This is a genomic window from Streptomyces sp. NPDC058576 (assembly GCF_042718715.1).
GTDB lineage: Bacteria > Actinomycetota > Actinomycetes > Streptomycetales > Streptomycetaceae > Streptomyces.
Window position 1 is genome coordinate 1 of record NZ_JBHXPF010000067.1, and the last position, 13,898, is coordinate 13,898.

The 13,898-nt window shown below is 70.9% G+C and carries 10 protein-coding genes and 1 pseudogene; 2 read left to right on the forward strand and 9 right to left on the reverse strand.

Annotated elements, in window-relative coordinates; genetic code table 11:
- Positions 1-78: 78 nt before the first annotated feature.
- The 6 genes and pseudogenes from ACFWRV_RS31230 to ACFWRV_RS31255 form a co-directional block, all read right to left on the reverse strand.
- Positions 79-690, reverse strand: a pseudogene (locus ACFWRV_RS31230) (hypothetical protein); the annotation flags it as partial.
- Positions 691-752: 62 nt separating this feature from the next.
- Positions 753-1,463 (reverse strand): ribonuclease HII, encoded by a 711-nt coding sequence (locus ACFWRV_RS31235; protein WP_384339273.1) that lies wholly within the window; start codon positions 1,461-1,463, stop codon positions 753-755.
- A gap of 187 nt (positions 1,464-1,650) precedes the next feature.
- Entirely contained in the window at positions 1,651-3,513 is a 1,863-nt protein-coding gene (locus ACFWRV_RS31240; RefSeq protein ID WP_384339274.1) for a DUF4153 domain-containing protein, read from the reverse strand.
- Positions 3,514-3,750: 237 nt separating this feature from the next.
- Positions 3,751-4,659 (reverse strand): ADP-ribosylglycohydrolase family protein, encoded by a 909-nt coding sequence (locus tag ACFWRV_RS31245; RefSeq protein ID WP_384339275.1) that lies wholly within the window; start codon positions 4,657-4,659, stop codon positions 3,751-3,753.
- A gap of 12 nt (positions 4,660-4,671) precedes the next feature.
- The gene (locus ACFWRV_RS31250) at positions 4,672-5,331 is read right to left on the reverse strand and encodes a histidine phosphatase family protein (RefSeq protein ID WP_384339276.1); all 660 of its coding nucleotides are present in this window, start codon (positions 5,329-5,331) and stop codon (positions 4,672-4,674) included.
- A gap of 60 nt (positions 5,332-5,391) precedes the next feature.
- On the reverse strand, positions 5,392-5,997 hold the full coding sequence (locus tag ACFWRV_RS31255) for a YdbC family protein (protein WP_384339277.1): 606 nt from the start codon (positions 5,995-5,997) through the stop codon (positions 5,392-5,394).
- Between the two features lie 283 nt (positions 5,998-6,280).
- Between ACFWRV_RS31255 and ACFWRV_RS31260 the strand changes: the two genes are divergently transcribed.
- Entirely contained in the window at positions 6,281-6,817 is a 537-nt protein-coding gene (locus ACFWRV_RS31260) for a TerD family protein (protein ID WP_384339278.1), read from the forward strand.
- A gap of 122 nt (positions 6,818-6,939) precedes the next feature.
- Here the strand turns inward: ACFWRV_RS31260 and ACFWRV_RS31265 are convergent, their stop codons facing one another.
- Positions 6,940-9,837, reverse strand: a complete 2,898-nt coding sequence (locus ACFWRV_RS31265) for a vitamin B12-dependent ribonucleotide reductase (protein ID WP_384339279.1) — start codon at positions 9,835-9,837, stop codon at positions 6,940-6,942.
- A gap of 174 nt (positions 9,838-10,011) precedes the next feature.
- On the reverse strand, positions 10,012-10,524 hold the full coding sequence (gene nrdR / locus ACFWRV_RS31270; protein WP_003965790.1) for a transcriptional regulator NrdR: 513 nt from the start codon (positions 10,522-10,524) through the stop codon (positions 10,012-10,014).
- Between the two features lie 489 nt (positions 10,525-11,013).
- Between nrdR and lexA the strand changes: the two genes are divergently transcribed.
- Positions 11,014-11,811, forward strand: coding sequence for a transcriptional repressor LexA (gene lexA, locus ACFWRV_RS31275; protein ID WP_384339280.1), 798 nt, complete (start codon positions 11,014-11,016; stop codon positions 11,809-11,811).
- 116 nt (positions 11,812-11,927) lie between these two features.
- Here lexA and ACFWRV_RS31280 read toward each other — a convergent pair whose 3' ends face one another.
- A complete protein-coding gene (locus ACFWRV_RS31280) occupies positions 11,928-13,898 on the reverse strand; it encodes an ATP-dependent DNA helicase (protein ID WP_384339281.1) in 1,971 nt (656 codons plus the stop codon).

A 13,898-nucleotide genomic window follows, 5' to 3' on the forward strand; every position in this document is an offset into this window, starting at 1 on the left:
GCTATTCAGGAGTCGGCGACCCCCGAGTTCTTCACCGCATATTTCGTCGGCTGCGTCTGTTGTGTATACGAGACAGGCCCCGCAGACGATCAGCAGCGCGGCCGCGCGGTCACGCGCGACGGGCAGGGTACGCGTCACGGTCGGGTCGGCGTCGCCGTTGACCGCGACGACGACCACGGGCCGGGACCGGGCCCGGTCCGCCGCGGAGACGTCGGCGAAGAAGACGTCGTCGCCCGCGTCGTGCTGGGCCCAGTACGCGGCTTCGCCGAAGGACAGCTCGTGGGCGGCCCACGGGTGCTGTTCGCCGGTGGTGAGCACCAGGATGTCGCCCGGTGCACGACCGGAGTCCAGCAGCAGGTCGACGGCTTCCTCGGCCGCGTCGAGTGCGCCGGCGGCCGGGGCCGGGATCAGCTGGATCTGCGGCGCGGAACGATTCTCCGTCGGCTCCGGGCGGGCGGGTGCCGCGGGAGCCGGCGCCGCAGCGGCGGGTGCCACGGGGGCGGGGTGGGCGCGCTGCGCCGGGGGCGCGGGGCGCGCGGGGCCGGGGCCCGGGCGGCCGGGACGCGGAGTGGCCGCTGAACGCGGACCGGGTACGGGACGGGGGGTCGGCGCGGTGCGGCCGGCGGCCGGACTGACGCGGGGACCCTGGGCGCTCTCGGGAATCTGAGGCTCCTCGGAGATCAGAGGCATGAAGGTGGTCTGTGGTGAACGCCGATGTCGTCGGCGTGGTCAAGAGGGGCGCGTGCGCGCGATCAGAATTCGAAGCCGAGCTGGCCCCCGCTTTCCCGTGCGGCCGCCTCGGCGGAAAAACGGACCTTCTTCAGGTGCTGCCACCGTGGCAAGGCGTCAAGATACGCCCAGGAGAGGCGGTGATGGGCCGTGGGGCCCCGCTCCTCCAGCGCGGCTCGGTGCACGGGCGAGGGATATCCCGCGTTGGCATCGAAGGCGAAGTCGCCACAGTCCTCGGACGCGGCGCCCAGCTCGGCCATCATCCGGTCACGGTGCACCTTGGCGATCACAGAAGCCGCAGCGACCGCGATACAGGACTGGTCGCCCTTGATCACGGTGCGGACCTTCCAGGGATCGCCCAGGTAGTCGTGCTTGCCGTCGAGTATCACCGCGTCGGGACGTACCGGCAGCCCGTCCAGGGCGCGCACGGCGGCGAGCCGGAGTGCGGCGGTCATTCCGAGGTCGTCGATCTCCTGCGGCGAGGCGTCGCCCAGTGCGTAGGCGGTGACCCAGCTCCGCAGCACGGGAGCGAGCTCGGCGCGCCGGCGGGGGGTCAACAGCTTGGAATCGGTGAGGCCTTCGGGCGGTCGGCGCAGGCCGGTGATCGCCGCACACACGGTGACGGGTCCGGCCCATGCCCCGCGTCCGACCTCATCGACACCGGCGACGGTCCTGGCACCGGTGGTAGCGCGAAGCGAGCGCTCGACGGTGTGCGTGGGTGGTTCGTACGGCATGGCGCCAGCCAGCGTACGCCGAGAGCCACGGCAGCGACACCCCGGGGCGCCGTGCGTCCCGCGAATCAGCCATCGGGGGCGGGGGCAAGAGACCCGCGGGCCCTCTGAACCCATGGGGCACAAAGGGCCCGTGGGCTCAGAGGGTGCGGAGGATCACGGGGCCGTCGGCCCCGGAAGACCCGCCGGCTCAGTACGGGTCGTAGCCGTCGTCGTCCGGCCCGTATCCGTCGCGGGACCCGTCCCCGCCCACGCGGTAGCAGTCGCGCCCGTCGCCCTTCGCCGGGCGCTTCTCCAGGATCTCCTTCGCCCGCGCCTCTCCCCAGCTGGTCGCGTACCAGGGGGTGTCGGCGTGGAGCACCTCGTTCTGGATGATCCGCAGCGCGCAGGAGCGTTCCGGTTCGGGCAGCCGGTCCAGGGCCGGCACTGCGTCGGCGGACAGGTCCTTGACGTAGTCGATGTCGATGCCGGTCGACTTGCCGTCCTCGAAGCGCTGGACGTTCTGTTCGGCGATGAGTCCGTCCGGCGAGAGCAGCCCGAAGGCCAGAACCCCGGCCGCGGCACTCACCGCGATGGCCCGCGGCAGGAACCGCGCCCCGAAGACCCCGGCCGCCAGGATCAGGACCAGCACCACCCCGAGCCAGAGTTCCATCGCGGCGACGGATATCCGGAGCCTCGTCAGGCCGTACTCGTCGACGTACAGGTCCATGCGGCGCAGCGCGGAGGCGACGACGACGAGGGTGAGCACGCAGAGGGTGCCGAGGACGGCGCGCACCAGTGTCCGGTCGCGGCTGCCGCCGCGCGGCGCCCAGCGCAGGGCCAGGGCGATCACGAGGAGGGTGAGCAGGGTGGCCCACAGCAGCTGCCAGAAGCCCTGGCGGGCGTACTCGGCGTGGTCGAGTCCGGTCTCCGCCCGCACCTTCTCGTAGCCCCCGAGGAGGACGACGAGCTGGAGCGCGATGAACGCGGCGAAGAGCAGGTTGAGCACGATCAGCGGAAGGGCCCATTCGGCGCGTCCCCGGGGTTTGCCGGACGGCACGGTGATCCCGTCCCAGCGGACCGGGGCCGCGGCGGCGTACGCGGCGGCGAGCGCGCCGGCCAGCCCGAGGGCGAACAGGAAGATCCGCCAGGGCCCCTCACCGACCGACACGTCGGGCATGAGGCCGCCCAGCAGGTCGGCGAAGGCGGCGTCCGCGCTCGCGAAGAGGGTTCCGAAGACCACCAGCAGCACGAGGGCCACCGCCGTGGTGCGCAGGGCGGCGCCCCAGCGTGCCCGGGAACCATCGGCCCGGGCGCGTACCCCCCGCACGCCCCAGATGATGCCAGGGACGACCGAGTCGAACAGGCCCAGCGAGCCGATCAGTACGCCCGGCCAGCTGCGGCTGCCGTGCAGCGCCAGCGAGCCGAGCGCGAAGGCGGACACCACCGCGAGGAACGTGGGCCAGCCCGCGTCCCGGAGCGCCGGCACCGCGAGCAGCGCGAGTCCTCCCACGGCCCAGGTCGCGGTCCAGGGGCGCAGCCGACGGCCCGCCGACCGCGCGGCGAAGAACGCGGCCAGCGCGGCGGGCACCGCCACGATCAGCAGGTTCGTCCCGAGACCGTCCCCCAGGAAGAGCGCGCTGAGGACCGCGGTGGCCAGGACCGACCAGAGCACGGCGGGGCGCATCACGGGCGGAGCGGGTGGTCGGAGCCGGGCCGTCGGGCTGTCGTCCTTGGCGCCGGGCGCCCCCGCGGCGTACTGCCAGGGACTGCTGACCTGGTGCCCGGCACCGGCGGACGGCGCACCGGAAGGCTGCGCACCGGCCACCTGTGTGGTGGACGCCTGCACCGCGGACGGCCGATTTTCGGACGCCTGCGCGCCGGGTGCCTGTGCTCCGGGCTTCTGCGCTCCGGGCTTCGGCGCTTCGGACTCCTGCGCTTCGGACTCCTGCGGCTTGTTCGCCGCCGGTGTGCGCGCGGCCTCGGAGGCCGGCTGCTGCTCCGGTGGGCCGGGAGTACCGGCTTCCCGCGAATTCTCCGGCGGTCTGGCCGCCTCGGACGACTGATCGGACATGGGACCCCTCCCCGACCGGGTCCACGCGCGGCCCGGGGCCGTACGCCTGTCCCGGCGTCTCATTCGGCGCGCGCCTCAAGATCAACCAGTGGCGGCGTGGCCGAAAGAATAATCCCGAACCCGCGTTCGTAAACGCTTCACAGACTCCCAGGGTGCCGCTGTGGCAGGACCGTGACAGACGACGACCGCCCCGGGGCGAGGGGCGGTCGGAGAAGAAGCGGGACAGGCCGGAACGGGTCAGCGCAGGGAGGGGGTCAGCCAGGCCGGCGGTTCCTCCGTCTGTGCCAGCCAGCCGGAGGGCGGCGCTCCGGCCTCGCCCGAGGCGACGACACCGCCGACGATGGCACACGTCGTGTCGACGTCGCCGCCCGCCTGGGCCGTCACCCAGAACGCCTCCTCGTAGTTCCCGAGGCTCCTGGCGGCGGACCAGAGCGCGAACGGCACGGTGTCGTGGGCGCTCGTCCGGCGGCCGTTGCCGAGGACCGCGGCGACTGTCCCGGCGTCTCGGTAGTCCAGCATGTCGCGGGCCCGGCGCAGCCCCGCGCCGACGGCGCTGCGGGGCACGAGTGCGACGACGCCGTCGAGAAGCTCCTCGGGGCTCGGCGGCCCGCCGGGGGCGGCGGCGAGGGACGCGGCGGCGGCCACAGCCATCGCTCCGACGACGGCCTCACGGTGCTGGTGCGTGGTGTACGAGGAGATCTCCGCCTGGTGCGTGGCCTGCTCCGGGTCGTCCGCGTACCAGGCGCCGAGCGGGGCGATCCGCATCGCCGAACCGTTGCCCCAGGACCCCTGCCCCTTGAACAGCGCCGAGGCCAGTTCCCGCCAGTCGCCGCCCTCCCGTACGAGCCTGAGGAGCCGGTTGACGGCGGGGCCGTACCCCCGGTCGAAGTCGTGGTGCTCGGCGAAGGAGCGGGCGAGCGCGTCCTGGTCGATACGGCCGTGCGCGGTGAGCACGGCCAGGACCGAGCAGGCCATCTCGGTGTCGTCGGTCCACTGCCAGGGCCCGGGTGGCAGGGCCCGCTGTTTCAGCAGGGGGTAGTTGACGGGGACGAAGAACTGGGAGCCCAGGGCGTCTCCCACGGACAGCCCACGCAGGCTGGCCAGGGCGCGTTCGAAGCGCCGCGCGGAAGCAGAATCAGCGGTCATCGCCCTGCCACTCTATCCGGTGCGGCCGTACGGTTCAGGGGTCCGCCAGTGCTGAAAGGGCCGGTCGAGGGTGTAGCGGCCCCTCTCGCCGAGCAGCAGGGTCCGCGTCTCGCCGTTGCCCGGGTTGGACAGCGACTCGAACTCCGCGACCGACCAGTGGAACCAGCGCATGCAGAACAGCCGCATCGTCAGTCCGTGGGTGACCAGCAGGACGTTCTCCGGGTGGTCCGGCTCCTCGAAACTCCGGTGCAGGCTCTCCAGGAACGCCCCGACCCGGTCGTAGACGTCGGCGCCGGACTCGCCCTGGGCGAAACGGTAGAAGAAGTGCCCGTAGGCGTCCCGGTAGGCCTTCTGCAGCCGTACGTCGTCCCGGTCCTGCCAGTTGCCCCAGTCCTGCTCGCGCAGCCGGGGCTCCTCGCGGACCCGGACGCGGGCGGGGTCGAGATCGAAGGCCCGGAACGTCTCGTGGGTGCGGCGGTACGGCGAGATGTAGACGCTCACCCGTTCCTCGCCGAACTGCTCGCGCAGCCCCTCCCCGGTCTCCCGGGCCTGCCGCAGACCGGTGGCGGTGAGCCGGAGCGCATGGTCGGGCTCGCGCTCGTACACCGTGTCGTCGGCGTTGCCCTCGGACTCGCCGTGCCGGACGAGGACGATGCGTTGCGGTCGTGCCATGTCCCGAGCCTAGATCGGTTCGGGCCCGCACGGACGGCCGGGGCGCCTCGCAGACCGCGTCTAGACCGTCCAGGAGGGTTCCAGCTCCACGACGTCCCCCGTCAGCGCGATCACGTCCTTCTCGGTCTGCGCGCGGGCCGCGAGCCGCTCGGCCCCGGCCGCGCGGTACTTGCCGCGCTCGGCGCTCGACTTCCAGAGGGACAGCGCCAGGAACTCGTTGCCCGGGGCCTCGCCGAACACGCCGCGCAGCATGCCGGGCGACCCGGCCATGGCGGGATTCCACACCTGCTGCTGCATCAGTACGAAGTGCTCGGCGCGCTCCTCGTGCACCCGGCTGTGCGCGACCCTGGCGACGTCCGCCTCCGCGAAGTGGGGCTCGAAGCCCGTCTTCACGTCGAAGCGGCGCTCGAAGAGCGTGACCTGCATGTCGCGGAACATGCCCGACTGCCCTGCCGCCAGCCGGTCGTGCCCGCGGGCCATGAAGGAGTCGTAGAAGACGCGGTTCTCCCAGAACGCGAAGACATGGGCGAAGTCGGGGCGCGTTCGGCTCCACCCGCCGCTCTGTCCTTTGAACCCCGGCTCGCCGAGCAGCCCCGCCCACTTCCGCTGACCCCGTTCGAAACCATGACGGTCCACCACGGAACAGCGAATCCACTTCACCAGCACCGCGCCATCGTACGGCGCGGAACGTGGCGCGCGTCACGGTCCCGGGGAGTGCACCCGAACCGGTCGTTCCGCTCCCACAATGATCACCATGACGACGCCGCACGCCCATCCCCGCCCACTGAGGTGCGGGCAGGAGGGGAGAGACCGGCGGACGGCGGATGGCCCGAATCCGCCGTCCGATCCCGGGGCAGTTGGTTCGGCGGCCGGTTCCGTACATGATCGGGTCAATCGTGTATCGGGTGATGAGAACGGTCCGTGGGCCGTCGGCCGGGAGGGAAGTCCCTTGAGCACTCCGAACAAGGACATCGAGAAGGTCGAAGTGCGGGTCAAATGGGACCCCAGCGCGCACGGGGCGGCGGCGAACGACCTGGACATCATCGCGGCGACCTACCCGGCCGACGAGCCGTACGGCGCCCCTGCCTACCTGGTCCACTTCGACAGCCGCTCTCCGGACGGCACCATCACGCTGAACCGGGACAGCCGGACCGGCCAGGGTTTCGGGTTCGACGAGGTGATGACCATCGAGCTGAACCGGCTGGCGGAGCGGTACGGGCGGGTGGTGGTCGGCGTCGCCATCCAGCAGCGCGACGGTCGCAAGACCTTCGGCGACATAGGGAGTACGGCGATGGAGATCGTCGAGGGCTACTCGAAGCTGGCCGAGAACGACTTCTCCGGCGTGGCGGGGGCGACCGCCGCGGTCCTCGGCGACTTCACCCGTGACACCTCGGGGCTCTGGGGATTCCGGTCGGCCGTACGCGGCTTCGAGGGCGACCCCGACGCGTTCGCCGCGGAGATGGGAAGCCGGGCCGCCGCGGGGTGACATCGGCCAGTTCCGGACAACCCGGGGTGGCATGCCGAAGGGGACCGGCCGGTGGCCGGTCCCCTTCGTGAACCGCGGGTCAGCTACGCCTTACGCGGCTCCGCACACGTTTCCGTGTCCGGTCAGCTGCAGCCGCTCGTCGAGCCGCAGCCCTCGCAGATGTAGCAGGAGCCGGCGCGCTGCATCTTCGTACCGCAGGAGAAGCAGAGCGGGGCGTCGGCGCTGATGCCGAGCTGCATCTCGACCAGTTCGGCCGAGGTGTGCGCCGTCTTCGGCGCCGGCTTCGGGGCGGACTCCGCGGGAGCCGGCACCGCCTTCAGGGGCTCGGCCTGGACCGGGGCCGACTGGGCCAGGCTGTCGGCGTCCAGGCCGACCGACTCGAACGACGGCTCGTAGCTGCCGGTGTCCAGGTGGCGCTGACGCTCCTCGGCGGAGTGGATGCCGAGGGCCGAGCGGGTCTCGAAGGGCAGGAAGTCGAGGGCCAGGCGGCGGAAGATGTAGTCGACGATCGACTGCGCCATCCGCACGTCCGGGTCGTCCGTCATACCGGCCGGCTCGAAGCGCATGTTGGTGAACTTCGAGACGTACGTCTCCAGCGGGACGCCGTACTGCAGACCGACCGAGACGGCGATGGAGAAGGCGTCCATCATGCCCGCGAGGGTCGAGCCCTGCTTGGACATCTTCAGGAAGACCTCGCCGAGACCGTCGTCCGGGTAGGAGTTGGCGGTCATGTAGCCCTCGGCGCCGCCCACCGTGAAGGAGGTGGTGATGCCGGGACGGCCCTTGGGGAGGCGCTTGCGGACCGGGCGGTACTCGACGACCTTCTCGACCGCCGTACGGATGGTCTCCTCGGCCTTCGCGGTGACCTCTTCCTTCTCCTTGTCCTTGGTCTTGGCGGAGAGGGGCTGGCCGACCTTGCAGTTGTCGCGGTAGATCGCGAGCGCCTTGACGCCCATCTTCCACGCCTCGAAGTAGACCTCTTCGACGTCCTCGACGGTGGCCGTCTCGGGGAGGTTCACCGTCTTGGAGAGCGCGCCGGAGATCCACGGCTGGATGGCCGCCATCATCCGGACGTGGCCCATCGCGGAGATGGAGCGCTCGCCCATCGCGCAGTCGAAGACCTCGTAGTGCTCGGTCTTCAGGCCGGGGGCGTCGACCACGTTGCCGTTGTCGGCGATGTGGGCGACGATCGCCTCGATCTGCTCGGGCTGGTAGCCGAGGCGGCGCAGCGCCTGCGGCACCGTGCCGTTGACGATCTGCATCGAGCCGCCGCCGACCAGCTTCTTGAACTTGACCAGGGCGAGGTCGGGCTCCAGGCCGGTGGTGTCGCAGGACATCGCGAGACCGATGGTGCCGGTGGGCGCGATGACCGAGGCCTGCGCGTTACGGAAGCCGTTCTTCGCGCCGAGCCGGATCACGTCCTGCCAGGCCTCCGTCGCGGCGGCCCAGACCGGGGAGTCGAGGTCGTCGATGTGGACGGCCTTGGCGTTGGCGTCGGAGTGCTGCTTCATGACGCGCTGGTGCGGCTCGGCGTTGCGGGCGTAGCCGTCGTACGGGCCGACGACCGCGGCCAGTTCGGCGGAGCGGCGGTAGGACGTGCCGGTCATCAGCGAGGTGATGGCGCCGGCGAGCGCGCGGCCGCCGTCGCTGTCGTACGCGTGGCCGGTCGCCATCAGGAGGGCGCCGAGGTTGGCGTAGCCGATGCCCAGCTGACGGTAGGCGCGGGTGTTCTCGCCGATCTTCTGCGTCGGGAAGTCCGCGAAGCAGATCGAGATGTCCATCGCGGTGATGACCAGCTCGACGACCTGGGCGAAGCGCTCGGACTCGAAGGACTGGTGGCCCAGGCCGTCGTCCTTGAGGAACTTCATCAGGTTCAGCGAGGCGAGGTTGCACGAGGTGTTGTCCAGGTGCATGTACTCGCTGCACGGGTTCGAGCCGTTGATCCGGCCGGACTCCGGGCAGGTGTGCCAGGCGTTGATGGTGTCGTCGTACTGGATGCCCGGGTCGGCGCAGGCCCAGGCGGCCTCGGCCATCTTGCGGAAGAGGGACTTGGCCTCGACCTCTTCGATGACGTCGCCGGTCATCCGGGCGCGCAGCCCGAACTTGCCGCCCGCCTCGACGGCCTTCATGAACTCGTCGTTCACCCGGACCGAGTTGTTGGCGTTCTGGTACTGGACGGACGTGATGTCGTCGCCGCCCAGGTCCATGTCGAAGCCCGCGTCGCGCAGGGCGCGGATCTTCTCCTCCTCCTTGACCTTGGTCTCGATGAAGTCCTCGATGTCGGGGTGGTCGACGTCGAGAATGACCATCTTGGCCGCGCGGCGGGTGGCGCCGCCCGACTTGATCGTTCCGGCGGACGCGTCGGCGCCGCGCATGAACGAGACCGGGCCGGAGGCGTTGCCGCCGGAGGAGAGGAGCTCCTTGGAGGAGCGGATACGGGAGAGGTTCAGGCCGGCGCCGGAGCCGCCCTTGAAGATCATGCCTTCTTCCTTGTACCAGTCGAGGATCGACTCCATGGAGTCGTCGACGGCCAGGATGAAGCAGGCGGAGACCTGCTGCGGCTGGGGCGTGCCGACGTTGAACCAGACCGGGGAGTTGAAGCTGAAGACCTGGTGCAGGAGGGCGTAGGCCAGCTCGTGCTCGAAGATCTCGGCGTCCGCGGGAGAGGCGAAGTAGCTGTTGTCCTCACCGGCCTTGCGGTACGTCTTCACGATCCGGTCGATCAGCTGCTTGAGACCGGTCTCGCGCTGCGGCGTGCCGACGGCGCCGCGGAAGTACTTGCTGGTGACGATGTTGACCGCGTTCACCGACCAGAAGTCGGGGAACTCGACGCCACGCTGCTCGAAGTTGATCGAGCCGTCGCGCCAATTGGTCATGACGACGTCACGGCGCTCCCACGCCACCTCGTCGTACGGGTGCACGCCGGGGTTGGTGTGGATGCGCTCGATACGCAGACCCTTGCTCGCCTTGGCGCCCTTGGTGCGGGAACCTCGTGCCGGGCCGCTCGCCGTCTCTGTCATGCCGCCTCCCATATGTGGGCGAAAACGCCCTGAAGTGCCCAGATCTTCCCAGGCACAATGTGTGTCCGATGCTCCGGAAGCCGCACTCGGCCAGCCGGAAGCACATCTCGAATCGCCCTGCCGCCGGTCCGCAGAGATTCGTCTGCGGGCACGGGCGTCCCGGGCGGGTACCGCTCAGTCGGCGGCAATGGCGGGCGCGGGGACCTCAAGGGTCTCTCCGCTCCCGCGGTCCTCCGCGGAAGGCCGCTGCGCACGCAGTTCCACGATGGCGGCCTCGAAGTCTTCCAGGGAATCGAACGCCCGGTACACGGACGCGAAGCGCAGGTACGCGACGAGGTCGAGTTCCTGCAGGGGGCCGAGGATGGCCAGTCCCACGTCGTGGGTGGTCAGCTCGGCGCTGCCGGTGGCGCGCACCGCCTCCTCGACCCGCTGGCCGAGCTTGGCGAGGGCGTCCTCCGTGACGGGTCGTCCCTGGCATGCCTTGCGGACGCCGGAGATGACCTTGGTGCGGCTGAAGGGCTCGGTCACGCCGCTGCGCTTCACCACCATCAGCGAGCAGGTCTCCACCGTGGTGAAGCGGCGGGAACAGTCGGGGCACTGCCGGCGGCGACGGATCGACGTCCCGTCGTCGGTGGTGCGACTGTCGACGACCCTGCTGTCGGGGTGCCTGCAGAAGGGGCAGTGCATGGCTCCCAACCCTCCTTCACGCGCACGACTGAATAGCCTCTTCAGGGCCTTGTCCGGGCCCCTGGAAGCAGTCCCCAGCATAGGTGATGACCACGGCGCGGTTGAACCGAGACCACAACTTCTGGGTGACTGGAGCAATCCAACCACTAGATCTAGGGTTGAGTCGCGTTTTCGGCCCTATCGCGTGTCGCGCGCCGGACCTCACTCGGAGGCCGCTCGGGGGGAGCGTGGGCCGAGGAAGAGGTTACGGGAAACGCCGGAGCGCCGAGCCGCCGGGGCTCCGGCACACGGGTCCGGATGAAAGACTTGGGCGAGGGTCCGCGACAGGGCTTCCGCGGAGACCGCGCGATCCCCGATCCGGCGCTCATACACCTGTCGGTAGCACTGCGGCACCCCTTTATTCGTTTTTCACTCGAACGTGTGTTTGGCGCAACCTTTCGAAAGCTACTACCGTTGTCCAGCTAGGGAGAACATTCGAGAGGGGCCGACGTGACCACCACCGCAGACAGTGCCACCATCACCGCCCGGGACCATCGCTCCCAGAGCCGACTTGAGCCGGTGCATGCCATGAATGACTCAGTCACGAACGCGGACGGGTCCGAGCCCGCGCGCCCGGGACGTTCCATGCCCGGCAGGCCCCCCGGCATCCGGGCGGACAGCTCGGGGCTCACGGACCGGCAACGGCGGGTCATCGAGGTCATCCGCGACTCCGTGCAGCGGCGGGGATACCCGCCCTCCATGCGGGAGATCGGTCAGGCGGTGGGCCTGTCCAGCACCTCGTCCGTCGCCCACCAGCTGATGGCCCTGGAGCGCAAGGGCTTCCTCCGCCGGGACCCGCACCGGCCCCGCGCCTACGAGGTGCGCGGATCGGACCAGCCCAGCACCCAGCCGACCGACACGACGGGCAAGCCCGCCGCGTCCTATGTGCCGCTGGTGGGCCGGATCGCCGCCGGTGGGCCGATCCTCGCCGAGGAGTCCGTCGAGGACGTCTTCCCGCTCCCCCGCCAGCTCGTCGGCGACGGTGAGCTGTTCGTCCTGAAGGTCGTGGGCGACTCGATGATCGAGGCCGCGATCTGTGACGGCGACTGGGTCACCGTCCGCCGCCAGCCCGTCGCGGAGAACGGGGACATCGTCGCCGCCATGCTCGACGGCGAGGCGACGGTCAAGCGCTTCCGCCGGGAGGACGGTCACGTATGGCTGCTGCCTCACAACGCCGCGTACCAGCCGATCCCCGGCGACGAGGCGACGATCCTCGGCAAGGTGGTGGCGGTGCTCCGCCGGGTCTGAGGAGAGCGAAGGTCACGGCTTCCTGCCCCGGGATCCCTGCCTAGGACGTCGATCATGACGTCGGTCCCGGGGCTTTGCCTTGCCCCGGGCCGGCACAGACCGCAGCAGGGGCTCGGCTACGCCCCTTCCGCCGTGGCCTTGGCGTCGATGGCGGCCAGGGAGCGGCGCGCCTGGTTCCGGTCGGTGGTGTACCAGAAGTCCGGCAGCGAGGCGCGCAGATAGCTTCCGTACCGCGCGTTCGCGAGCCTCGGATCCAGCACGGCGACGACGCCCTTGTCGCCCGTGGCCCGGACCAGCCGGCCCGCGCCCTGGGCCATCAGCAGGGCGGCGTGCGTCGCCGCCACCGCCATGAAGCCGTTGCCGCCCGCCTCCTCCACCGCCTTCTGCCGTGCACTCATCAGCGGATCGTCGGGCCGGGGGAACGGGATCCGGTCCATGACCACCAGCTGACAGCTCGGCCCCGGGACGTCCACGCCCTGCCAGAGCGACAGGGTGCCGAAGAGGCAGGTCTCCGGGTCGGCCGCGAAGTTCTTGATCAGCTCGCCGAGCGTCTCCTCGCCCTGGAGCAGGATCGGCTTGTCCAGACGGCCGCGCAGCTCCTCGGCCGCCGCTTTGGCCCCGCGCATGGAGGAGAAGAGCCCCAGCGTGCGGCCGCCGGCCGCCTCCACCAGCTCGGCGAGCTCGTCCAGCATGTCCGTACGGGAGCCCTCGCGACCCGGGGTGTTCAGATGCCGGGCGACATAGAGGATGCCCTGCTTCGGGTAGTCGAACGGGGAGCCGACGTCCAGCCCCTTCCACTGCGGGACGTCCTCGCCCGCCGTGCCCTCGGGGGCCAGCCCGAGGGACGCGCCCACCCCGTTGAAATCGCCGCCGAGCTTGAGGGTGGCGGAGGTCAGCACCACGGACCGCTCGGCGAACAGCTTCTCGCGCAGCAGCCCCGACACGGAGAGCGGTGCGACCCGGACGGAGGCTCCGAACCGGTCGTGCTGCTCGTACCAGACGACGTCGTACTCCGAGCCCTGGGTGATGCGCTCGGCGACACCGTGGATCGACTCGACCGAGGCCAGGGCCTGCTTGCGCACGGCGTTCTCGTCCTCGACGGACTTGTCCCGGGTGGCGCCGATCGCGGAGATCACCGTACGCGCGGCGTCGCGCAGTGCCATCAGCGCGTACCCGAGGTCTTCGGGCACCTCCTCCAGACGGCCGGGCAGAGCGAGCTCCATGACCCGCTCGAACCCCTCGGCGGCGGTCTGGAGGGCGTCGGCGGCCTTCTCGTTGACCAGCTTCGCCGCCCGGCGGACCGCGCGGTTGACCTGGGCGGGGGTGAGCTCGCCGGTGGCGACGCCGGTGACCCGGGAGACCAGCTCGTGGGCCTCGTCGACGATCAGCACCTCGTGCGACGGCAGCACCGGCGCGCCCTCGATGGCGTCGATCGCGAGCAGCGCGTGGTTGGTGACGACCACGTCCGCGAGCTTCGCCCGCTCGCGGGCCGCCTCCGCGAAGCACTCCGCGCCGTACGCGCACTTCGTCGCGCCCAGGCACTCGCGCGAGGAGACCGAGATCTGCGCCCAGGCCCGGTCCGAGACGCCGGGCGTCAGATCGTCCCGGTCCCCCGTCTCCGTCTCGTCCGACCAGTCCCGCAGCCGCAGCAGGTCCTGCCCCAGCTTGCTGGACGGGGCCGCCGCCTCGAACTGGTCGAACAGCCCCTCCTCCTCGTCCTGCGGTGCCCCTTCGTGGAGCCGGTGCAGGCAGAGGTAGTTCGACCGGCCTTTGAGCATGGCGAACTGCGGACGCCGGCGCAGCAGCGGATGCAGGGACTCGACCGTGCGCGGAAGGTCGCGCTCCACGAGCTGCCGCTGGAGGGCGAGGGTGGCCGTGGCCACGACGACCCGCTCCCCGTGCGCCAGAGCCGGCACCAGATAGCCGAGCGATTTGCCCGTACCGGTGCCGGCCTGGACGAGCAGGTGGGATTGGTCGTCGACGGCCTCGGCGACGGCCTCGGCCATGGTGACCTGGCCGGGTCGTTCCGTCCCGCCGACGGCGGTGACGGCGGCGTGCAGGAGCTCGGGGAGGGATGGCTTCGTCAT

Bases quoted from the DNA above. Each gene is read 5' to 3' on its own strand.
- ACFWRV_RS31245 (WP_384339275.1), bottom strand. From the start codon at position 4,659: ATGACCGCTGATTCTGCTTCCGCGCGGCGCTTCGAACGCGCCCTGGCC.
- ACFWRV_RS31235 (WP_384339273.1), bottom strand. From the start codon at position 1,463: ATGCCGTACGAACCACCCACGCACACCGTCGAGCGCTCGCTTCGCGCT.
- nrdR (WP_003965790.1), bottom strand. From the start codon at position 10,524: ATGCACTGCCCCTTCTGCAGGCACCCCGACAGCAGGGTCGTCGACAGT.
- ACFWRV_RS31240 (WP_384339274.1), bottom strand. From the start codon at position 3,513: ATGTCCGATCAGTCGTCCGAGGCGGCCAGACCGCCGGAGAATTCGCGG.
- ACFWRV_RS31265 (WP_384339279.1), bottom strand. From the start codon at position 9,837: ATGACAGAGACGGCGAGCGGCCCGGCACGAGGTTCCCGCACCAAGGGC.
- ACFWRV_RS31250 (WP_384339276.1), bottom strand. From the start codon at position 5,331: ATGGCACGACCGCAACGCATCGTCCTCGTCCGGCACGGCGAGTCCGAG.
- ACFWRV_RS31280 (WP_384339281.1), bottom strand. From the start codon at position 13,898: ATGACGAAGCCATCCCTCCCCGAGCTCCTGCACGCCGCCGTCACCGCC.